This window comes from Demequina iriomotensis, from assembly GCF_000971395.1.
GTDB lineage: Bacteria > Actinomycetota > Actinomycetes > Actinomycetales > Demequinaceae > Demequina > Demequina iriomotensis.
Window position 1 is genome coordinate 21,092 of sequence record NZ_BBME01000012.1, and the last position, 21,657, is coordinate 42,748.

Consider the following 21,657-nt stretch of genomic DNA (forward strand, 5'->3'; position numbering starts at 1 on the left):
AGGGGCGCGGGTATTCCTGGACGATGCGCATGCAGGTGCGTCGCTCGGACGCGGGCGGCGTTCGCCGTGCCAAGCTGCTCTCCATGACACCCCCGGGCCCGCGCGCCTGGCTGCTGATGGCCGCCGGCGAGAATCGCGGCCACGCAGGCAACGACGGCTACGACGACCAGGTCGACGCGTACTACTCGTGGGACAGCAATGTTCCGAACTCGAAGGGCCTCGCAGTTGGGGACCCCGTCGCCGTGTGGGACAAGGAACGGCTGCTCGGCGTCTCGGTCATCGAGGAGATCGACACGACTCGGGGACCCAAGATGCTGAACCGCTGCCCCCGGTGTCGCACGACGCGGGTCAGCGAACGGAAGACCAAGCTTCCCCGCTACCGGTGCATGAAGCCGGACTGCCATCTCGAGTTCGACCGACCCCTCGTCGACATCGTCGAGGTCGATCTCTATCAAGCCCGCTACGACGCAGGCTGGACCGCGCTCGACGGCGTCCTCACCGGCGACGAGGTTCGTGCCCTGATGGTGCATGACGGCGACTTCAACGCGATGCGACCAATCGATTGGTCGGCTCTGCAGGCCGCGCTCATGGAGAAGCGGGCGCTGCGCGCTCTCGCGCGGCTGACGGGTCGCATGCCCGAGGTGGTTCGCCCGCCCACCTCCGGGCTCGTCGTCGCGATCCCCCACGGCTTCAGGCATGCGCTCGTGCGGGTGCGCCGGGGCCAGCGCCAGTTCCGCGACCAGATCCTCGCCCAGCAGGGCAACGTCTGCGCATTCACCGGACGTGCACCGGAACGCGTGCTCGACGCCGGGCACCTCTACAGCTACGCAGCCCTCGGCGAGCACCGGCCCCATGGCGGGCTCATGCTCCGACGGGACATCCATCGGTTGTTCGACGACGGCCTGCTCGCCGTCGATCCCGCCCGGCTCAGGGTCGACGTCGCACCGGAGCTCGCGACATACCCGCAATACGCGAAGCTGCATGCCGAACCGCTCTCGGTGACCCTCAAGGATGCACAGGTCGACTGGCTGGGCAAGCACTGGGACGAGCATCGGAGCACTCTGCAGGCCGTCGCGCCACGATCGCACAGGGATACCGTCGACAGATGACTCCTGGCGATTCCTGGGCCTCCACCCCAGGAGTCGCGCGCTCGATGCGAGCCAACAAGAAGCGCGACACCGGCCCCGAGCTCGCCGTGCGCCGCATCGTCCACGCCGCCGGGCTGCGGTACCGGGTCGCCGCCGCCCCCATCAAGGGCGTCCGGCGCACCGCGGACCTCCTCTTCCGTCCCACCGCGGTCGCCGTGTTCATCGACGGCTGCTTCTGGCACTCGTGCCCGGTGCACGGCACGAGGCCCCAGGCGCACAGCGACTACTGGCTGCCCAAGCTCGAGCGCAACCGCGAGCGCGATCGTGAGACCACCGCCGCGCTCGAGGAAGCAGGCTGGCTGGTGCTCCGGTTCTGGGAGCACCAGGACCCAGAAGATGTCGCCGCGACCATCATCGCCACGGTCACCGCGCGGCGAGCACCCACGCGCCGACCGCGAGGCACCCCGCCGTGATCAGCCAGAAGATCCCCACCCAGACGCCGCCCGGCACGTACGTGAGGCGGGCCAGCGCATCGGCGTCCGACCCGCGCGCCCCTCGCGCCCGCGCCGTCTGGAGCTCGACCACCGCCCGCACCGCCCCGACCAGCAGCAGCCACGCGAGGCCGCATGCGAGGCCGATGCGCCACGAATCGGGGAGCGCCCGCGCGGCCCACGCCAGCCCCGCACCGATCGCGACGACCACGAGCAGGCCGTAGACGTTGCGCACCCGGACGATCACCAGCATCGTCAGCACGACCGCCGCCCACAGCACCGCGATCCCGTGCCCGGCGCCCACGCCCCACGCCGCCGCGACGCCGGCGACGCCCGGCGCGGGATAGCCGGCGAACGCCTTGAGCGCGAGCGGGAGCCGGCGCGCGTCGCCGCGGGAGACCGTCTCGCCCGACGTATCCGCATGCAGGCGGATGCTGCGCACCTCGCGCCCGAGCAGCGTCGCGATCAGCGCATGCCCGGCCTCGTGCACCAGGGTCACCACGTGGCGGACCGCGTGCCAGAGCATGGGCACCGCGACGCACGCGAGCACCGCTGCCAACGCGATCCACACCGCGGCCGGAGGTGCCTCGACCACAGACGTGGCGTCCGCCCAGATGCGGTCCCACGCCTCGCCGATGCCCATAGGCCCCCGACCCTAGCCGCCCGCGCCGCGCACCGTGCCTGAACCGTGACCCGCGCACCGTAGCGGAAGCGCTCTCCACCAGCGACGATGAGCCCATGAGCATCGCCTCGCGCCTCATGTCGGCGGCATCGCTGGCGCTGCGCATCGTCCTCGCGCTCGGCGCGCTGTTCGTGGCGTCCGCAGCCCCAGAGCAGCTCGACACGTGGCGCGATCCCGCCGCCTCCACCCTGCCGACCGAGCACACGATGCCCTACGCGGCCAACTACCTGCTTCCCATCCTCATGCTCGCCACCGCCGGCGCGCTGATCGCCGGGTGGTGGGTGCGACGCGGGCGGATGGACGATGCGGCGGGCGACCGCGCGGTGGGCCGTCGCCTCTGGCGCGCGAGCGCTTGGATCGCGGCGATCGGGATGGTGCCGTGGATCGCGGCGCTCGCGACGTCCCAGTGGATCGCATCGCAGCCCGACGACGGCGTGATCGGCATGGGGTTCCCCGGGCCGTTCGTCGACGCCGCGGCCGCGATCCCGGCGGTCGCCGCGCTCGTGATCCTCGCGAGGGATCTCCGCACCGCGCCCCGGCCTGATCGGCTGAGCGACAGTCGGGCTCACGCGCTGCGCGCCTGACACCGGCACCCGGCGCGGGACGGTCGGCGCGACCTATCCTGGCCGCGTGGGTCGCCTCATCATCGAGCAGATCGTGACCGCGGACGGCTTCGCCGCCGGTCCCGACGGCGGGCTCGACTTCGTGGTGCCGCCCGACGACCCGATCGACCCCGGCCAGCTCGCGCTACTCGCGCGCGTGGACGCGATCGTGCTCGGGCGGCGCACCTACGAGCTCTTCGAGGCCTACTGGCCCGGTCGTACCACCGCCGAGGAGCCGCTCGCCGACTTCATCAACGGCGCCCCCAAGCACGTCATCAGCAACACCCTGAGCCGGGCGCCGTGGGGCGACTACTCGTCTGCCACCGTCGAGTCGGGCGAGCCGCGCGACAGCGTCCGCCGGCTCAAGCAGCGCTACCCCGGCGACGTCATCGTGTGGGGCAGCCTCATGCTCGCGGGCGCGCTGCTCCAGGCCGAGCTGGTCGACCACGTGCGGCTGCGCATCGTGCCCGTCCTCCTGGGTGAGGGACGCCCGTCGACCCCGGGGCTGCGGCACCCGCGCAGCCTGCGACTCAGCGCGGTCGAGACGTTCCCGAGCGGCCACGTCACGCTCGACTACGAGGTCCTTTAGCGACGCGCCCGGACATGGAAGGACTCCGAGATCGGGAACCCGGAACTGGAAGGAAAGGGCACCCGACCTCGGAGTCGGTTCAATTATCGGGTATGAGAGGCGGGACTAGTCGCAGTAGTCGCAGCGGCCGGTCGACGGCAGGTTGGTGAAGCACGAGGCGCACGTCGGGACGACCGCCTCCTGCACCTTCTCGACCACCGCGGTGAAGCCCTTCGCGCTCGCCTGATGCGCGGGCAGCTCGACCCAGTAGTTCTGTCCGTCCTCGGGGTGGACGGCGATGTAGCCGTGCGCGATGAAGGCGACCGGGCTGCCCCCGCCTGTGGGCTCGAGGGCGATGAAGGCGCGCGACTCGGGGATGTACACGTGCTCGTAGCGGAGGCCGCGGACGGTCTCGACGATCTGATCGATGTTCTCGGCGGGCGGCTTGAAGTCCGCGAGCGCCGACTCGAAGGATCGGAAGTAGGTCCGGGGCTCGATGTCCTGGGCGATTGTCACCGGAAGATTATTCAGCATCCCAATAGCACCGAGTGCCACCGTTGGTCCCGGCGCGGGCGAGATGCCTGATCAACGCGGGTCGCGGTACTTCCACATCGTGAGCGAGCCGAACACCGCGACCAGGCCTGCGGACCATGCGAGGGAGATCGCGACCTCGCCGCCCGGCGAGATGCCGTCCATGAGCGCGCGCACCGCCGTCACCAGGTCGGACACCGGGTTGACGTCCACCCAGGCTTGGAGCCAGCCCGGCATGGTCGACGGGTCGACGAAGATGTTCGAGCCGAACAGCAGCGGCATGAGGGTGAACCCGGCGACGCCCATGATCGCCTGCGGAGTCCGCAGGATCAGCGACAGGAAGGTCCAGATCCAGCCGAGCGAGAACGCGAAGACGAGCACCAGCGCGATCCCGGCAGCGACCCCTGCGACGCCGCCCGCCGGCCGCCACCCGATCGCGAGGCACACCAGCGCGGTGATGATCGACGCCACCATGAAGCGGACCGCATCGCCGAGCAGCATCCCGACCAGCGGGGACGGCCGCCAGATGGGCAGGGAGCGGAACCGATCGAACACTCCGCGGTCGATGTCGGTGCGCAGGTTCGACCCCGTGTACATGGTGATGAACAGCACCGACTGCACCAGCACGCCCGGCGCGATGTACGCGATGTAGTCGGCCGGCGACCCCGCGATGGCACCGCCGAACAGGTACGTGAACAGCAGCGTCATCATCACGGGGAACACGGTGACGTCGAAGAGCTGCTCGGGAACGTGCTTGATCTTCAGCAGCGCCCGCCATCCGAAGGTCACCGATGTCGCGAGCGCCGAGGGTCGCGCAGGGCGGGTCACGCTCGTGAGCGCCGATGCGATGGCATCGGTCCTCAGCTCCGCCTCCTGCGCCGTCGTGGTGCTCATGCCGCCTCCTCCTCGTCCTCTGCAGGCCGGCCCGTGAGCGCGAGGAACACCTCGTCCAGCGTCGGCTGTCCGAGCGAGAACTGCGCGAGCTCGATGTGCGCCTGCTCGAGCGCGGCAAGCGCCCGGGTCACGCCCGAGCGGTCCTCGAGACCCGCGACGAGCGCCTGGGGGTCGTGGGTGGTGCCGAGCTCGATGCCGAGCTCGCGGGCGAGGATGTCGCGTGCCGCGTCACGGTCCTGGCGACGCATCACGCGCACGTGCAGCGTCCCCGACCCGACGGAAGCCTTGAGCTCGCTGGACGTGCCCTCCGCGATGATCCGGCCGTGGTCGATCACCGAGATGCGGTCCGCAAGCTGGTCGGCCTCGTCCAGGTATTGCGTGGTGAGCATCACCGTGGTGCCGTGCCTCACCAGGGCACGGATGATGTCCCACACCTCGTTGCGTGCGCGCGGGTCCAGCCCGGTGGTGGGCTCGTCGAGGAACAGCAGCTCGGGGCTCACCACGAGCGACGCGGCGATGTCGATGCGCCGCCGCATGCCGCCGCTGTACTTCTTCACCTGCCGGTCCGCGGCATCGTCGAGACCGAAGGCCCCCAGGAGCTCGTCCGCGCGGCGGGTCGCGGCGGCGCCGCGGAAGCCGAAGAGCTTGGCGATGAGCCGGAGGTTCTCCCGACCCGAGAGGTCCTCGTCCACCGAGGCGAACTGCCCCGTGAGGCTGACCTTGCTGCGGACCTCGTCAGCCGCGCGGACGATGTCGTGGCCCAGCACCCGCGCATGCCCGGCGTCGGGGCGGATGAGGGTCGCGAACATCCGGATCGCCGTCGTCTTGCCGGCGCCGTTCGGGCCGAGGAAGCCGTGCACGCCCCCGCGCGGGATCGCGAGGTCGATGCCGTCGACCGCGCGTGTGTCCCCGTAGACCTTGGTCAGCCCCGCGGTCTCGATCACCAGCTCCGTCATCGTCGCCCTCCCCTGGGCTCGTCGCGACCCCGTCAGGGTACGTCCGCCCGCCGACACGCGTCAGGCCCCACTTCTGGGGGGCGAGCTCAGCGCGCGACAGCCTCCGCGCGCGCCCACCACCGCGCGATGGTGCGGGCCTGGCCGGACGCATCGTCCAACCAGGGCTGATGCCCGGTCCCACGGACGATGCGCACCGTGGAGCCGCGCGCATGGCGTGCCCAGGCCTCGACACGCGCGGGCGTCGCGAACGGGTCGCGATCCCCCACCACCCACAGGGACCGCGCCTCGATCGCCTCGAGCGTGTCGCGTCCGACCACCCATTCCGGGCGCAGCCCGCGCCACGTCGCGGCGCGGCTCATGAGCGCGAGCTCGTGGCGATAGGTGTCGGTGCACCTGCTGAGCGCGTAGCGCCACTCGAGGTCGGGGCGGGAGACGCGGCCGGCCTCGATCAGCCCGCCATGCCCCATGGCCGCGAACGAGCGCCGCAGGTCGCGCTCGTTGAGCGCATGGCGCTCCACGAGGCGCGCCACGGCCGGGATCGCGCTCGCCCTTACCGCGCGCGGCAGCCGCATGCCCCGAATCGCCGGCACCCCCTCGACGACCACGCTCCGCACCAGGTCGGGCCGCCGCGCCGCCAGCACCAGCACCGCCATGCCGCCGGCGCTGTTGCCCACCAGGTCGACCGGACCGGCGCCGCTCTGCTCGACCACCGCGGCGAGCGACCGCGCGATCGCGTCCATGAGAGCGGCCGGGGTCATGTCGGAGTAGTCGAGCGGATCGCTCAGGCCGCATCCGGGCCGGTCGACCACGATCGCCCTGATCCCCTCCATCGCGCCCACGAGCGGAACCAGGTTGGCGCCCGCCGTCGGGTTGCCGTGGACGAACACCACGGGCCGGCCCTCACCGTGCTCCATCGACCTCACGCGGATGCCGAGGCCGGCGACGTCGCTCCAGCGCTCTGTCGGATCGGGCATGCCGTGCTGCCGCCACACGGCGGCCTCGGCCTCCCGGTAGCGCGCATCGTCCCGGCGGGACCCGTGGGTGGCGGTCCAGGGCATTCGCGGCCTCCTCCTCCGATGGGCGCGGTGGTCATCCCTCAGGATGCGCCCGGCCTGAGCCGCGCGCCACCGCGCGGCACGGCCCAGCCCGTGTCACGCCGCTCCGCGGATTCACGCGTCTTGCGTCACCCGCATCGCGCGCCTCGCACCCCGCGCCCCGCGTCGCAAGACGCATGAATCCGCGGAGGATGCCAAGGCGACACAGGTGACACCCAGTCGCCGGCCAAGGACCTGGAGGCGCCGATCAGCGCGCGGGACACCTACCGCGAGTAGGTCGCGACCAGACGTGCCTGCTCGAGCACCGCGTCGTCGTAGGCGTGGAGGAACGCGTCGCGCGAGGGCTCGCCGATCACGGGCCGCGCCATCGCGTACACCCAGAAGTAGTAGCGGTGGTCGCCATGGCCGAAGGGCGGGAACGGGCCGACGTAGCCGACGCCGCCGTCGTCGTTCGGCCCCGGCCGGGCCGCCGCGACGTCGATCTCGCCCTCACGCGCCGGGATGCCGTACAGCGTCCAGTGCGTGAAGCCGTGGGCCAGGGGCGCATCCGGGTCATGGCACACGAGCGCGAGCTCGACCGCGCCGGCGGGCACGCCCGACACCACGAGGCGAGGGGTCTGCGCACCCGTCTGGCCGGCGAACCGGTCCTCGATGCGTGCGCCCCCGACGATGTCGGGGCTGGTCAGGGCGAGATCCTTCACGGGCACGGGCGCCTCCTTGCGGCTCGGGTGCGTTGCAGCACCCATCTTGCGCGAGCCGCGCCGCCGACGCGAGCGGTGCCCCCGCATCGTCCCGTCAGAGGATGCGGTGCATCCAGCCGTACGTGTCCTCGGCGCGGCCGTACTGGATGTCGAGCAGGCGCTGGCGGGTCGCGAGGGTGATCGGGCCAGCGTCGCCCGAGCCGACCGTGATGTCAAACTCCTCCGCGCCGATGCGGCCGACCGGCGTGATGAGCGCCGCCGTGCCGCACGCGAAGATCTCCGCGATCTCGCCGGACTCGATGCCCTCGCGCAGCTCGGCGAGGGTGATGTCGCGCTCGACCACCTTGAGGTTCTGGTCCTCGAGCAGCTGGATGATCGACGAGCGCGTCACGCCCTCGAGGATGTTGCCGTTGATGATCGGCGTGAGCACGGTGCCGTCCTGCTGGACCGCGAAGACGTTCATGCCGCCCAGCTCCTCGAGCACCGTGTTGGTGCGCGCGTCCAGGAAGAGCACCTGGTCGTAGCCCCGCTCGGACGCGCCGATCTGCGGGCGCAGCGCCGCGGCGTAGTTGCCGCCGCACTTGGCCGCGCCGGTGCCGCCGGGGCCCGCGCGGTGGAAGTCACGCTCGACCCAGATCGACACAGGCTTGACGCCGCCCTTGAAGTAGGGGCCGGACGGCGACGCGATGAGCAGGTACTCGACGCGCTTGGAGGGGCGCAGGCCGAGGAACACGTCGGTCGCGATGAGGAACGGGCGCAGGTAGAGCGAGGTCTCGGGCTCGGTGGGCGTCCAGGCGTGGTCGAGCTCGACCAGGGCGTGGAGCGAGGCCATGAAGTCCTCGGTCGGCAGCTCGGGGAGTGCCAGGCGCCACGCGGAGCGCTGGAGGCGCTCGGCATTCTTCTCGGGACGGAACGTGCGCACGGAGCCATCGGCCCAGCGGTACGCCTTGAGGCCCTCGAAGACCTCCTGCGCGTAGTGCAACACCGAGGCGGCGGGGTCGAGCAGGAGCGGGCCGTAGGGCTCGACGCGGCGGTCGGTCCAGCCCTCGTCGGCGGTCCACGTGACGCGGGCCATGTGGTCGGTGAAGCGCGTGCCGAAGGCGAGGTCCTTGAGCCGCTCGGCGCGCTCGGCGTCGGTGGCGGGGTCGGGGTTGCGGACGACGCGGAAGGCCTCCGCGGTGGACGATGCAGCGGTGTCGGTCACGTCTGGGCCTTCCTGCGGGTGTTGTGGGTGCGTCCTGCGAGGTGCTGAGCGCTCAGAATCGACGGATTCGGGCGCTCAGCACCTCCCAGCTTGCTTAGGGATGGAGCCTAGCCGCGGATGCGGGCGGCGATCGCGTCGCCCACCTCGGAGGTGGAGCGCGGGCCGTTGCCTTCGGCTCCGGAGGCGACCTTGGCGGCGGCATCGGCGGCGACCGCGTCCTCGACCTTCTGGGCGAGGTCCTTGTGACCGAGGAAGTCGAGCATCATGCCGACGGACAGGACGGTCGCGGACGGGTCCGCGATGCCCTGACCCGCGATGTCGGGAGCCGATCCGTGCACGGGCTCGAACATCGACGGTCCGGTCTTGTCGGGGTTGACGTTGCCGGACGCCGCGAGGCCGATGCCGCCGGAGATCGCCGCTGCCTCGTCGGTGAGGATGTCTCCGAAGAGGTTGTCGGTGACGATGACGTCGAACGATGCGGGGGCCGTGACGAGCTTGATGGTCGCCGCGTCGACGTGCAGGTAGTCCCACGTGACGTCCGGGAACTCGGGTGCGACGGCCTCGACCGTGCGGCGCCACAGGTGGCCGGCGTGGACCAGCACGTTGTGCTTGTGCACCAGCGTGACGTGCTTGCGCGCGCGGCCCTGGGCGACGGAGAACGCGTAGCGGACCACGCGCTCGACGCCGTGGCGGGTGTTGACCGAGACCTCGGTCGCGATCTCGTGCGGGGTGTCGACGCGCAGCGCGCCGCCGTTGCCCACGTACGGACCCTCGGTGCCCTCGCGGACCACCACGAAGTCGATGTCGCCGGGCTCGCTCAGCGGCGAGACCTCGCCCGGGTACAGGCGCGACGGACGCAGGTTGACGTACTGGTCGAGCTCGAAGCGGAGCTTGAGCAGCAGGCCGCGCTCGAGGACGCCGGACGGCACGGTCGGGTCGCCGATCGCGCCCAGCAGGATGACGTCGTGGCCCTTGATCGCCTCGAGGTCCGCGTCGGTGAGCGTCTCCCCCGTCGCGTGCCAGCGCTTCGCACCGAGGTCGAACTCGGTGGTCTCGAACGTGATGTCGGTGCCCTCGGTCGCGGCGGCGAGGCACTTGAGCCCCTGCGCGACGACCTCCGGGCCGATGCCGTCGCCGGCGACTACTGCGAGGCGGTAGGTGGTCATCGGTTCTCCCTCGGTGGATCGGTGGCGCCGCGCCCGTCGTCGGGTCCGGCGGCTCTCCGCTCATCCTAGGGGAAGTGTCCACATGTTGGGGAATCCGTCTCGCATCGCGAGACGGATTCCCTCGGGTGGCTACTCCTCGACGTCGAATGCCAACGACTCAACCACCGGCGCGACGAGCGCCATGTAGTCGTCGTAGGCGACCCGCTCCACCGGGACGGCCGCCTCGACGGCGATCACTCCGGCGGGACCATCAAGCAGGTACAGCCTGACGGGCGACCTCGCCGTGATGGTTCGATGGAGATGCGTCCCGTGGTCGTCGATGAGGTAGGCGACGCCTGGCACCCCCGCACTGGCCGGGCACGTGTCCGTCCATCCTTCCGCGAGCGCGAGGTCGAGCCGGTAGCCCGACAGGCCCCCGAGCTCGACCCGCTCGTCGGAGACCACGCCGACGCCGTCCTGTGCGACCAACGCGCCACGGATCGAGGCGAGGTCCTTGCCGACCTCGGGATCTGCGGTGTCGCCGCACGGCAGGGTCGGGATCAGAGGCTCCGCGAAGACGGTGATCGTGGGCCGCACCGGTGCCCCCGGCGCGATCCACTCGGGCAGACGCAGGATGACGTCCCCCTCGGGCAACCGCGTGGTCGACCAGCCGTCGGGGAGCTCGTACGAGACCCCTAGCGCGCCCCGTTCCGACGCGACCACGCCGGCGGCGTCAGGAGGCACGGGGACGACGTAGCCGGTCGACGGGTCCCACAGCCCGACGCAGATCGCAGCCGGTTCGCACGGCGGGTGCGGCACCGTGCCCGCGGCGGCACACGCACCGGACACCACGACGATGCCGCCGATGGCGGTCACGAGGAGCATGGCGTCGCGTACGCCTCGCGCGGAACAGAGGATGGACATGGCGGTCTCCTTTCAGATCGCCGCCAGTACACCCGCCCGCCGTATGGACACGGTATGTGCGCCCGAGAGCGCGGTATGCGCGCGGTATGCGTCGCGACCTCCGTCCTTGACCCGCCTTGGGGCGCCGCCGACACTCGAGGGATGAGGGTCACGGTCCTCGGGGGAAGGGGCGTCTCGGACGAACCGAGAGTCAGCCCACGCGAACGCGCCGTGCTCGAGGCGCTCCTCGTGAGCCGGCCCAGCGAGGCGAGCGCCGCCTCTCTCGCCGAGGCGCTCTGGGCTGATGCGCCGCCATCAACATGGGCCAAGCAGCTCCAGGCGTCGATCAGCCGCCTCCGCAAGGCGTATGGCTCCGATGCGATCGTGACCGTGGCTCACGGGTACCGCATCGTCCCGCGGCGATCCGGCGGTGGGCTCGAGGTGGACGCGGACGAGTTCGAGGAGGCGATCGAGCGCGCGCGCGAGCTGGCGGCCGGGCACGAGCATCCGCGCGCCGCGACCATGCTCGAACGCGCCCTCGGTCTGTGGCAGGGCCGGCCGTACGCCGCGCTCGAGGAGTGGCCTCCGGCGCACGGCGAGGCCGAGCGGCTCAGCGAGCTCCGCGCGGCGGCGGAGGACGACCTGCTCGAGGCGCGGCTGGCTGCCGGGGATCACCGCGCGGTCGCCGAGCAGGCCGCCGCATTGTGCGCCACCGAGCCGTACCGCGAGCGCCGCTGGCACGCGCTCGCTCTGGCCCAGTACCGCTGCGAGCGCCAGGCCGACTCGCTGTCCACGGTCCGTCGCGCCCAGCGCCTGCTCATCGAGGAGCTCGGCATCGACCCCGGTGCCTCGCTAGTGAACCTCGAGCAGGCGATCCTTCGGCACGACGAGGCGCTCCTCGCGGCACCGGCCGCTCGCCCGCCGAGCCCCGACTGCCCGTACAAGGGGCTCGCGGAGTACGAACCCGAGGACGCGGAGCTGTTCTTCGGACGCGACGACGACGTCTCGGCCGTCCTCGACACGCTCGAACGCACGCGGTTCGCCACCGTCACAGGACCATCGGGCATCGGAAAGTCCTCGATCCTCCGCGCAGGCCTGATCCCCGCGTTACGTCGTCGCGGGCTCGCGCCCGTGCTCCTCGATGCGGACGCGACGGCCGCGCGGGCCGTCGAGACCGCCGGCTCGAGGCCGATCATCGTGGACGACCTCGGCGCTGCCCTGGGCGACCCGGACACCGCAAGCGAGCTGTGCCTCGCGCTCGCGGCGGCCCACGCCGCCGGCGCCCTGGTATGCGTCGCGATCCAGTCACGGCACCTCGACGGGTGCGCCGCGCTGCCGTCCCTCGGGCCCCTGGTGACCTCCGGGCTGCACCTGGTCGCTCCCCCGTCCGCCGACGCCATCAGAGAGGTGATCGAGCAGCCCGCGGTGCAGAGCGGCCTCTCGATCGAGCACGGGCTGGTCGACGTCGTGCTCCACGATGCGTCCCGCGTGGACTCGGCGCTACCGCTGCTGTCGCACGCACTCGCGGCCACGTGGGAGCGGCGTGACGGCACGACGTTGACGATCGAGGCTTACGAGGCGACCGGCGGGCTCGCGGGCGCGGTGGCGCGGTCGGCCGAGCGCGTGTTCGGCAACCTCACAGCCGGGCAACGTGAGGAGTGCCGTGCGGTGATGCGGCGGCTCGTCGACGTCGACGCCGCGGGCACCGTCGCGCTCCACGCGGCGGACGCCTCCGCCGTCGATGCGACCCAGGCGCGCGCCGAGGCGGTGGCGCGGCTGGTCGCGGCCCGCCTGCTGGTGGCACGCGCCGACGACTTCCTGCTCGCGCACGAGGCGCTCACACGCGAGTGGCCGCGCCTCAGCACGTGGCTCGACGAGGACGCCGAGACGCACCGCCTGGTCGCGCACCTCGCCGCCAGCGCTCGCTCGTGGGATGCGAGCGGCAGGCACGTCGACGACCTCTACCGCGGGTCGCGGCTCGCGGCGGCGCTCGCCTGGCACGAGGCTACGGCCGACGCGCTCGCGGACGTCGAACGGGACTTCCTCGCGGAGTCCATCGCGCATCGTGACCGGGAGGCCTCTGCCCTCGCGGAGTCCGCGGCGCGCGACCACCGTGCGCGCCGGTGGGCGCGGGTGCTCGGCGCGGTGGGCGTGGTCGCGGCGATCGCCGCCGTCGTGCTCGGCGGCATGGCGATCGCATCGCATCGGGATGCCTCGCGGCAGGCGCACGATGCGATGGTCCAGACCCTCGCGGACGCGGTCTCCGGCCTCGTCGGCTCCTCGCGCGAAACCGCCGCGCTGGTCGCGGTCGAGCTCGGCAACACCTGGCCGGACGATCCGCGCACGCGGGCCGCGCTCTTCGACGTGGCCGCCTCGCATCCCGACCTCGTGCAGGCCGTCGTCACCCCGGGCTCCTCGGGCATCGCGGGGGCGACGGACGGTGCCGGGCGGATCGTCGTCGCCACCGCGGCGGGGCTTGAGGTCCGGGATCCGGCGGACCTCACGGTGACGGCGTCCATCGCGGATCCCTCCCCCACGCGCGCCGATCGCGCCGTCGCGGTCGCGGACGACGGCGCCGTCGCGGTGGTGCTGGCACAGGCCTCCGGCTGCGCCACCGCGACGACCTGCGGGCGTCTGACCTCCTACGACGTCGCGAGCGAAGCCGTGCTCGGCACGGCGGACGCAACGGTGCCGGGCAGCGCGGATGTCCCGCTCGCGCTCGCGATCTCGCCCGGCGGCGAGGTGGTGGCGACGGTCGGCCAGGGCTCCGGTTCGGTCGAGCTGAGGGACGCCACCACGCTCGACGTGCTCCGGACCGTTCCGGGCATCGTCGCATCCGGCGACGATGCCGTGCTCGCGGTCGCCGCGGACGGCTCGTTCCTCGTCGGCTCGGGCGGCACGATCCGGTCCGTCGATCCCGCCACCGGCCGCATCGTCGCGGCGTGGACCGTCGACCCCGCCGCGACGGGCCTCGGGATCGCGGCGATGAGCGACGGGCGTGTGCTGACCTCGGGCCCGCTTCACGTCGCGCTGCTCGATCCCGAGAACGGGGAGATCGCCTGGACCGTCACGATCCCATCGGACCAGGAGGGCGCGTGCGCCACGATGGCGGCACACCCCTCGACCGGCTTGTACTACTGCGGCGGCTACTTCGGCGAGGTGCAGGAACGGACCCTCGAGCTGGGCGGGCCCACGCCTCACAGGCTCGACGTCCAGCACGGAGCGACAGGGACCCTCATGACCGCAGGAGGCGACCTGTTCGCGTTCTCCCGCCGCAGCCCCGTGCTCACACGCTGGTCGCTCGACCGGGACGGTCCGGTGCACCGGGTGATCGGCACCCCCGGCGACATCATCGGCGACGGCTACCGCTCGGATGGCCAGGCGCTGCTGCTGTGCCACCTGGAGCAGCCCGACGGGCCGTGCGACTGGAAGGTACGGAACGTCGCACGGGACCGTGTCGAGCGCCACATCGACCTCGTGACGGAAGGCACACCCGGCTGGGCGTCGGACGATGCGCTCCTCGCCTACTTCCCCCAGACGAACGACTTCGGGCGCTACGACCTCACCCAGCAGCGCCGGACCCTGACGTACCCGATGGGACCGGAGGTGGACGAGAACTTCCGCAGCGGCTCCGGCACGCTGCAGCTCGCCGCCGACCCCGACGGAACCGTGTGGGCCTTCGACCTCGCGACCGGCGAGCGCGTGGGCCCGACCATCGACGTCGAGGGAGTGGCGTCGCACATCACGACCACTCCGGACGACTCGCTCGTCGCTGTGTCCTCCCACCTCGCGGGCGGCGGCGTCGGCGCCCAGGTCTTCGATCTCCGGACGGGCGAGGCAGTCTCGCCGTTCGTCGAAGGGCTCGAGAACGCCTCGATCAACGGCGACGGCCTTGTGGTCGCTCTGGTGGGCCAGATGATCGGCCGCTACACGCAGAAGCTCGAGCCGCTCGACACCTTCGAGGGCTCGCGTGCCGAGATCGGGGCCTTCCTGTTCGCCGCGGACGGGGATGTGTTCGTCTCGGAAGACCTCGACCAGCACAGCACGATGTACGAGTCTGCGACAGGCGAGCGTGTGGCTGGCCCCTTCGACTCGAGCGCGCCGTTCGCCTGGCCCGCCTGGCCGCGCCAGGATGGGCTCGAGGTGGCAGTGGACGAGGCGGACGGCATCGGCATCTGGACCCTCGAGCCCGATGCCCTGCGCGACGCCGCCTGCGCCTCGGCGGGCAGGGACCTCACCGCCGACGAGTGGGACACCTACCTCGCCCCGCTCGGCGACTGGCGCTCGACCTGCGGCTTCGGCGACGAGCCGTGCGTCGCGTCGTCCTGAGGCACGGCGAAGGGGAGGCCCCGGGCGGGACCTCCCCTTCGCGTCGGCTCAGGTGAGCGGGATCAGCGCGCGGCGGAGCCGTCCACGTAGTCCTTGTCGGCGGTCGCGCCGGACCAAGAGAACAGGGCGCGGAGCTCCTTGCCGGTCTTCTCGATCGGGTGGCTCTCCTCCTTGGCGCGGAGCTCCTTGAACTCGGGGGCGCCGGCGTCCTGGTCGCCGATGAAGCGGGTCGCGAACGCGCCCGACTGGATGTCCGCGAGCACGGCCTTCATCGACTCCTTCACCTCGGGCGTGATGATGCGCGGGCCGGACACGTAGTCGCCGTACTCGGCCGTGTCGGAGATCGACCAACGCTGCTTCGCGATGCCGCCCTCCCACATGAGGTCGACGATGAGCTTGAGCTCGTGGAGCACCTCGAAGTAGGCGATCTCGGGCTGGTAGCCCGCCTCGGTGAGGACCTCGAAGCCGTACTGGACCAGGTGCGACGTGCCGCCGCAGAGCACGGCCTGCTCGCCGAACAGGTCGGTCTCGGTCTCCTCGGTGAAGGTCGTCTTGATGACGCCCGCGCGCGTGCCGCCGATCGCCGAGGCGTAGGACAGCGCGGTCGCCCACGCCGAGCCCGACGCGTCGACCTCGACCGCGATGATGTCCGGGATGCCGCGGCCCGCGACGTACTCGCGGCGCACGGTGTGGCCCGGGGCCTTCGGCGCGATGAGGATGACGTCGACGCCCTGGGGAGCCTCGATGTAGCCGAAGCGGATGTTGAAGCCGTGCGCGAAGGCGAGCGTCTTGCCCTCGGAGAGGTTCGGCTTGATCTCGTCGTGGTAGATGCCGCGCTGGTGCTGGTCGGGCGCGAGGATCATGATGACGTCGGCCCACGCCGTCGCGTCGGCGACGGACTGGACGGTGAAGCCGTCCTCCTCGGCCTTCGCGATCGACTTCGAGCCCTCGCGCAGCGCGACGTGGACGTCGACGCCCGAGTCGCGGAGGTTCTGGGCGTGGGCGTGGCCCTGCGAGCCGTAGCCGACGATCGCGACCTTCTTGCCCTGGATGATCGAGAGGTCGGCGTCCTTCTCGTAGAACAGCTCAGCCATGCGGGTATCTCCTTCTTGGGGTGACTTGCTTGGGATGACGATCAGGCGGTGGCGACCCGGTCGAGCGCGCGCTCCGTGATGGAGCGGGCGCCGCGGCCGATGGCGACGGTGCCGGACTGGACGATCTCGCGGACATCGTGCGGCGCGAGGGCCGCGAGAAGCGCCTCGAGCTTGTCGGGGGTGCCCACGGCCTCGATCACCACGGAGTCCGTGGAGACGTCGACCACGTGGGCGCGGAACAGGTCCACGATCTGCAGGACGTCGGTGCGCTGACGCGCATCGGCGCGCACCTTCACCAGAAGCAGGTCGCGCTGGACCGAGCGGCCGTGCTCGAGCTCGACGATCTTGAGCACGTGCACCAGCTTGTTGAGCTGCTTGGTGACCTGCTCGAGCGGGAGGTCCTCGACGTCGACCACCACGGTGATGCGCGAGATCTCCGGGTGCTCGGTCTGGCCCACCGCGAGCGAGTGGATGTTGAACGCGCGGCGGCTGAAGAGGCCGGCCACGCGGGCGAGGACGCCGGGCTTGTTCTCCACGAGGACGGAGAGGGTGTGCTTCGTCATGGGGTCAGTCCTCCCGGTCCCACTCGGGCGCGATGCCCTTGGCGTACTGGATCTCGTCGTTCGACTTGCCGGCGGCGACCATCGGCCACACCATCGCGTCGCGCGAGACGGTGAAGTCCACCACCACGGGCTGGTCGTCGATCTCGTTCGCGCGCTTGATGGTCGCGTCGACGTCCGCGTCGGACTCGCAGCGCAGGCCCACGCAGCCCATCGCGTCGGCGAGCTTGACGAAGTCGGGGACGCGGCGCGTGCCGTGGCCGGTGTGAAGGTCGGTGTTGGAGTAGCGGCCCTCGTAGAACAGCGTCTGCCACTGGCGCACCATGCCGAGCGACGAATTGTTGATGATCGCGACCTTGATCGGGATCTCGTTGATCGCGCAGGTGACCAGCTCCTGGTTGGTCATCTGGAAGCAGCCGTCGCCGTCGATCGCCCACACCTGTTTGTCGGGCACGCCCACCTGGGCACCCATCGCGCCGGGCACCGAGAAGCCCATGGTGCCGAGACCGCCCGAGTTGATCCACGTGTTGGGGTGCTCGTACTTGATGAACTGGCTTGCCCACATCTGGTGCTGGCCCACGCCGGCCGTGTAGATGGTCCGATCCGGGTCGTTGAGCTCGCCGAGGCGCTGGATCACGTGCTGAGGGCTCGACAGCTTGTCCTGCGTGGGCGTGTAGCCGAGCGCGAACGTGGTGCGCCAGTCGTCCAGCTGCGCCCACCAGGCCTCGAGGTCCGGCTTGCCGTGACGCTCGTGCTCCGCGGCGAGCGCGGGGACCAGGGCCTCGAACACGTCCTTGAGGTCGCCGACGATCGGCACGTCGACGGCGCGGTTCTTGCCGATCTCCGCGGGGTCGATGTCGGCATGGACGATGGTCGCGTGCGGGGCGAACGAGTTGAGCGCGCCCGTGACGCGGTCGTCGAAGCGCGCACCGAGCGAGACCACCAGGTCCGCCTTCTGCATCGACGCGACGGCCGCGACCGTGCCGTGCATGCCGGGCATGCCCAGGTGCTGCGGGTGCGAGTCGGGCAGCGCACCGCGCGCCATCAGCGTGGTCACCACCGCGGCGCCCGACAGGTCGACCAGCTTGCGCAGACCGGCCGATGCGCCCGAACGGATCACGCCGCCGCCCACGTACAGCACGGGGCGGCGCGCGGTGGCGAGCAGGCGCGCGGCCTCCTGGATGGTCTTCTGGTGCGGCCGGGCGCCCGCGTTGAAGCCGGGCAGCTCGATGCGGCCGGGCCACTGGAACGTGGTGGTCGCCTGCTGCGCCGACTTGGCGATGTCCACCAGCACGGGGCCGGGACGGCCGTGGCTCGCGATGTAGAAGGCCTCGGCGATGGCCCGCGGGATCTCGGCCGGGTCCGTCACCAGCACGTTGTGCTTGGTGATGGGCGCCGTGATGCCGACGATGTCCGCCTCCTGGAAGGCGTCCGTGCCGATCATCGCGGCGCCGACCTGCCCGGTGATGGCGACCATCGGGATCGAGTCCATGTTCGCGTCCGCGATCGGGGTGACCAGGTTGGTGGCACCCGGCCCCGAGGTCGCGATGCACACGCCGACCTTGCCGGTCGCGTGGGCGTAGCCCTGCGCCGCATGGCCCGCGCCCTGCTCGTGGCGGACCAGGATGTGGCGCAGCTTCTGCGAGTCCATGAGCGGGTCGTAGGTCGGGAGGATCGCGCCGCCCGGGATCCCGAAGACGTCGGTCGCGCCGGCGCACTCGAGCGCACGGATGATCGCCTCGGCGCCGGTCATCTGGACGCCGTTGAGGGCGGGATCCGGATTCGACTGCGGCGTGGGGCGCGCCAGCGTGGACGCACCGGGCGCCTGGCGGGCGATGCGGGCCGCGGGCACGCCCGGCTTGGCCTGAACCTGAGCCATCTTCTCTCCTGGGGGTCGGGGTGAGGCGGTCCTCGCGTCCGCCTCGCATGAAAGAACCCCTCCGCCTGGCGGCTTCGGGGTCGGCGCGCGGACGATGCGTGGGTCTCGGGGCTAGTCCGCGCGCCCGATAACTCGTACGAGGATCGTCTGCATGGATGCGACTCTACGCCCGGGTCCGGGCGGGTGTCACCACAGGGGCACCTAATCTCACATCGTGGTTCACCATCTTGAAATATGAGACGCAAGCGTGCGGTGCCGGGTCCCAGTGCGCCGGGTCACAGTGCGCCGGGTCACAGTGCGCCGCGCTCACAAGTCACGCGCCACCGCTCCCCCGATCCGGATGCACACGGAGCCTCGTGAGCGAGCAGCCCGGAATCCGTGACTTGTGCTGGCGCGGCGGCCCGAAAGCCCGGGAGGCCCCGCACCATTCCCCCGAGGGGACGATGCGGGGCCTCCCGGGCGTCTCCGCGCGGCTCAGCTGAGGACGGCACCCTTCGAGGCCGAGCCCACGAGCTTCTGGTACTTGCCGAGCACGCCCTTGGTGAAGCGCGCCGGGATGGGCTCCCAGCCCTCCTGGCGGGCGGCGAGCTCCTCGTCGGAGACGTGCAGCTCGAGCGTGCCGTGGGCGACGTCGAGCGTGATCCTGTCGCCGTCCCGCACGAACGCGATGGGGCCGCCGTCGACCGCCTCGGGGGCGATGTGACCCACGCACAGACCGGTGGTGCCGCCGGAGAAGCGACCGTCGGTCACCAGGAGCACGTCCTTGCCCAGGCCGGCGCCCTTGATGGCCGCGGTGATGGCGAGCATCTCGCGCATGCCGGGGCCGCCCTTGGGGCCCTCGTAGCGGATGACGACGCAGTCGCCCTTCTGGATCTCGCCGGCCTCGAGGGCGTCGAGCGCGGCACGCTCCCGGTCGAACACGCGCGCGGTGGCCTCGAACACGTCGTCGTCGAAGCCGGCCGACTTCACCACGGCGCCCTCGGGGGCGAGCGAACCGTGCAGGATGGTGATTCCACCGGACTTGTGGATCGGGTTGTTGAGCGCACGCACCACGCGGCCGTCGATCTTCGCCGGCTTGAGCTCGTCCATGTTCTCGGCGAGGGTCTTGCCGGTGACGGTCATGACGTCGCCGTGCATGAGGCCGGCGTCGAGCAGGGTCTTCATGACGGCGGGCACGCCGCCCACGCGGTCGACGTCGTTCATGACGAACTGGCCGAACGGCTTGAGATCGCCCAGATGCGGGACCTTCGCGGCGACTCGCGCGAAGTCGTCGAGCGTAAGGTCGACCTCGGCCTCGTTCGCGATCGCGAGCAGGTGGAGCACCGCGTTGGTCGAGCCGCCGAAGGCCATGACCACGGCGATCGCGTTCTCGAACGCCTCCTTGGTCATGATCTGCCGCGCCGTGATGCCGAGGCGCAGCATGTTCACCACGGCCTCGCCCGACTTGTGCGCGTAGTAGTCGCGGCGGCGGTCGGCGCTCGGCGGGGCGGCGGAGCCGGGGATCGACATGCCGAGGGCCTCGCCCACGGACGCCATCGTGTTCGCGGTGTACATGCCGCCGCACGCGCCTTCGCCCGGGCAGATCGCCTTCTCGATCGCGAGGCGGTCCTCCTCGGACATGAGGCCCGCGGCGCACGCGCCCACCGCCTCGAACGCGTCGATGATGGTGACGTCCTTCTCGGTGCCGTCCGAGAGCTTCACGTGGCCCGGCATGATCGAGCCCGCATAGAGGAACACGCTCGCGAGGTCCAGGCGCGCGGCGGCCATGAGCATGCCTGGAAGCGACTTGTCGCAACCGGCGAGCAGGACGCTGCCGTCGAGCCGCTCCGCCATCATCACGGTCTCGACGGAGTCCGCGATCAGGTCGCGCGAGACGAGCGAGTAGTGCATGCCCTCATGGCCCATCGAGATGCCGTCGGAGACGGAGATGGTGCCGAACTCGAGCGGGTAGCCGCCGCCCGCGTGGACGCCGTTCTTCGACGCGGCCGCGAGGCGCTGCAGCGAGAGGTTGCAGGGGGTGATCTCGTTCCACGACGAGGCGATGCCGATCTGCGGCTTCGCGAAGTCGTCGTCACCGAGACCGACCGCACGGAGCATGCCGCGCGACGCGGTCGCCTCCAGGCCATCGGTGACCTGGCGCGAGCGGGGCTTGATGTCGGGAGTCTGCGTCATACGCGCGAGTCTAGGGCGCCTGCGTGGGACGTGGTGCCCGCATCGTGGACAGGGACGATGCGAGAACGGGGCCGGCACGGCGAGGCGAGGTCGCGGCGTGCCGGCATGGCCATGGTCGCGTGGACGTCCTCCGCGTTTTCATGCATGTCGCGACAGCCGGCACCTCGCGCGACAGCCGGCACGTCACGACAGCCCGCACGCCGCGACAGTCGGCACCTCGCGCGACAGCCGGTACGCCGCGCCAGGCATTGCGCCACGCGACGTGACGCTGTCGCATCCCGCATGAATTCGCGGAGGAGCCGTGGAGGGACCACGTCACCCCTCGCGTCACGCTCCCTGGGGGAGCTCCATGCCCGGCGCATCCGGCGGCCGCGACACGAAGCCGTGGCGCGTGTAGAACGGCGCTCGACCCCGCGCGGCGAACAGCTGCACCTGGGTGATCCCCGCGCAGCGTGCGGTCTCGACGAGCCGGGCCAGGATCTCCGTCCCGACCCCGGATCCCCGGAGGTCCTCACGCACGATCATCTCGTTGACATACGCGTGCAGCGCGCCATCGGAGACGAGCCGCCCGACGCCGACGAGCACCCCCTCCGGGTCGCGCGCGCTGCACACCGCCCAGCTGCCCGCGAGAGCGCGGGCGCAATGGTCCTCCGTGGGCGCACCCCACCCGGTGGCGAGGTACAGCGCACGGAACTCGTCGGCCCGAGGCGCAGACATGGCGTAGTCCATGGACCGACGTTACGTGGCCCGGACCGCGAAACGGCGCTTGACGTTGACGTGGCGTCAACTCCTACCGTGGTCGG

General features: G+C 71.4%; 19 protein-coding genes. 5 read left to right on the forward strand and 14 right to left on the reverse strand.

The window, feature by feature from the left end:
- The first annotated feature begins 23 nt into the window (after nucleotides 1-23).
- Nucleotides 24-1,109: an HNH endonuclease signature motif containing protein gene (locus tag AOM09_RS06995; RefSeq protein WP_082098922.1), complete on the forward strand. Its 1,086-nt coding sequence runs from the start codon at nucleotides 24-26 to the stop codon at nucleotides 1,107-1,109.
- A complete protein-coding gene (locus tag AOM09_RS07000; RefSeq protein ID WP_228375079.1) occupies nucleotides 1,106-1,561 on the forward strand; it encodes a very short patch repair endonuclease in 456 nt (151 codons plus the stop codon). The genes AOM09_RS06995 and AOM09_RS07000 overlap by 4 nt, the downstream gene beginning before the upstream one ends.
- Here AOM09_RS07000 and AOM09_RS07005 read toward each other — a convergent pair.
- Nucleotides 1,512-2,222, reverse strand: a complete 711-nt coding sequence (locus AOM09_RS07005) for a M50 family metallopeptidase (protein WP_062386041.1) — start codon at nucleotides 2,220-2,222, stop codon at nucleotides 1,512-1,514. The genes AOM09_RS07000 and AOM09_RS07005 overlap by 50 nt on opposite strands.
- Nucleotides 2,223-2,317: 95 nt before the next feature.
- On the opposite strand from AOM09_RS07005, the gene AOM09_RS07010 reads away from it, so the two are divergent.
- Together AOM09_RS07010 and AOM09_RS07015 are read left to right on the forward strand one after the other, a co-directional pair.
- Nucleotides 2,318-2,845 carry a hypothetical protein gene (locus AOM09_RS07010; protein WP_062386043.1) on the forward strand — a complete coding sequence of 176 codons (528 nt, stop codon included), beginning with the start codon at nucleotides 2,318-2,320 and terminating at the stop codon, nucleotides 2,843-2,845.
- Between the two features lie 46 nt (nucleotides 2,846-2,891).
- Nucleotides 2,892-3,452, forward strand: a complete 561-nt coding sequence (locus AOM09_RS07015) for a dihydrofolate reductase family protein (RefSeq protein ID WP_062386045.1) — start codon at nucleotides 2,892-2,894, stop codon at nucleotides 3,450-3,452.
- A 105-nt stretch (nucleotides 3,453-3,557) separates the two neighbouring features.
- On the opposite strand, the gene AOM09_RS07020 is transcribed toward AOM09_RS07015, so the two are convergent.
- The 8 genes from AOM09_RS07020 to AOM09_RS07055 all read right to left on the reverse strand — a co-directional run bounded on the left by AOM09_RS07020 (nucleotide 3,558) and on the right by AOM09_RS07055 (nucleotide 10,841).
- A complete protein-coding gene (locus AOM09_RS07020; RefSeq protein WP_062386047.1) occupies nucleotides 3,558-3,947 on the reverse strand; it encodes a hypothetical protein in 390 nt (129 codons plus the stop codon).
- A gap of 69 nt (nucleotides 3,948-4,016) precedes the next feature.
- Nucleotides 4,017-4,856, reverse strand: a complete 840-nt coding sequence (locus AOM09_RS07025; protein ID WP_062386049.1) for an ABC transporter permease — start codon at nucleotides 4,854-4,856, stop codon at nucleotides 4,017-4,019.
- Nucleotides 4,853-5,812, reverse strand: a complete 960-nt coding sequence (locus AOM09_RS07030; RefSeq protein WP_062386051.1) for an ATP-binding cassette domain-containing protein — start codon at nucleotides 5,810-5,812, stop codon at nucleotides 4,853-4,855. Before AOM09_RS07030 ends, AOM09_RS07025 begins: the two co-directional genes overlap by 4 nt.
- Nucleotides 5,813-5,898: 86 nt before the next feature.
- Nucleotides 5,899-6,870, reverse strand: a complete 972-nt coding sequence (locus tag AOM09_RS07035) for an alpha/beta fold hydrolase (protein ID WP_062386053.1) — start codon at nucleotides 6,868-6,870, stop codon at nucleotides 5,899-5,901.
- A gap of 260 nt (nucleotides 6,871-7,130) precedes the next feature.
- Nucleotides 7,131-7,574 carry a YbhB/YbcL family Raf kinase inhibitor-like protein gene (locus tag AOM09_RS07040; protein WP_228375080.1) on the reverse strand — a complete coding sequence of 148 codons (444 nt, stop codon included), beginning with the start codon at nucleotides 7,572-7,574 and terminating at the stop codon, nucleotides 7,131-7,133.
- Nucleotides 7,575-7,662: 88 nt separating this feature from the next.
- Nucleotides 7,663-8,772 (reverse strand): branched-chain amino acid aminotransferase, encoded by a 1,110-nt coding sequence (locus tag AOM09_RS07045; protein ID WP_062386055.1) that lies wholly within the window; start codon nucleotides 8,770-8,772, stop codon nucleotides 7,663-7,665.
- A gap of 107 nt (nucleotides 8,773-8,879) precedes the next feature.
- Complete coding sequence (locus tag AOM09_RS07050) at nucleotides 8,880-9,938, reverse strand: 3-isopropylmalate dehydrogenase (protein ID WP_062386057.1); 1,059 nt, start codon at nucleotides 9,936-9,938, stop codon at nucleotides 8,880-8,882.
- A gap of 129 nt (nucleotides 9,939-10,067) precedes the next feature.
- Nucleotides 10,068-10,841 (reverse strand): hypothetical protein, encoded by a 774-nt coding sequence (locus AOM09_RS07055; RefSeq protein ID WP_062386059.1) that lies wholly within the window; start codon nucleotides 10,839-10,841, stop codon nucleotides 10,068-10,070.
- A 141-nt stretch (nucleotides 10,842-10,982) separates the two neighbouring features.
- On the opposite strand from AOM09_RS07055, the gene AOM09_RS07060 reads away from it, so the two are divergent.
- The gene (locus tag AOM09_RS07060; protein WP_169747629.1) at nucleotides 10,983-15,149 is read left to right on the forward strand and encodes an nSTAND1 domain-containing NTPase; all 4,167 of its coding nucleotides are present in this window, start codon (nucleotides 10,983-10,985) and stop codon (nucleotides 15,147-15,149) included.
- A 62-nt stretch (nucleotides 15,150-15,211) separates the two neighbouring features.
- Here the strand turns inward: AOM09_RS07060 and ilvC are convergent, their stop codons facing one another.
- The 5 genes from ilvC to AOM09_RS07085 form a co-directional block, all read right to left on the reverse strand.
- Nucleotides 15,212-16,243 (reverse strand): ketol-acid reductoisomerase, encoded by a 1,032-nt coding sequence (gene ilvC, locus AOM09_RS07065; RefSeq protein WP_062386063.1) that lies wholly within the window; start codon nucleotides 16,241-16,243, stop codon nucleotides 15,212-15,214.
- Nucleotides 16,244-16,284: 41 nt separating this feature from the next.
- Entirely contained in the window at nucleotides 16,285-16,806 is a 522-nt protein-coding gene (gene ilvN, locus AOM09_RS07070; protein ID WP_062386066.1) for an acetolactate synthase small subunit, read from the reverse strand.
- Between the two features lie 4 nt (nucleotides 16,807-16,810).
- The gene (locus AOM09_RS07075) at nucleotides 16,811-18,682 is read right to left on the reverse strand and encodes an acetolactate synthase large subunit (protein WP_062386068.1); all 1,872 of its coding nucleotides are present in this window, start codon (nucleotides 18,680-18,682) and stop codon (nucleotides 16,811-16,813) included.
- A gap of 474 nt (nucleotides 18,683-19,156) precedes the next feature.
- Nucleotides 19,157-20,854 (reverse strand): dihydroxy-acid dehydratase, encoded by a 1,698-nt coding sequence (gene ilvD, locus AOM09_RS07080; RefSeq protein ID WP_062386071.1) that lies wholly within the window; start codon nucleotides 20,852-20,854, stop codon nucleotides 19,157-19,159.
- 327 nt (nucleotides 20,855-21,181) lie between these two features.
- Nucleotides 21,182-21,583 (reverse strand): GNAT family N-acetyltransferase, encoded by a 402-nt coding sequence (locus AOM09_RS07085; RefSeq protein ID WP_062386073.1) that lies wholly within the window; start codon nucleotides 21,581-21,583, stop codon nucleotides 21,182-21,184.
- Between the last annotated feature and the right edge of the window lie 74 nt (nucleotides 21,584-21,657).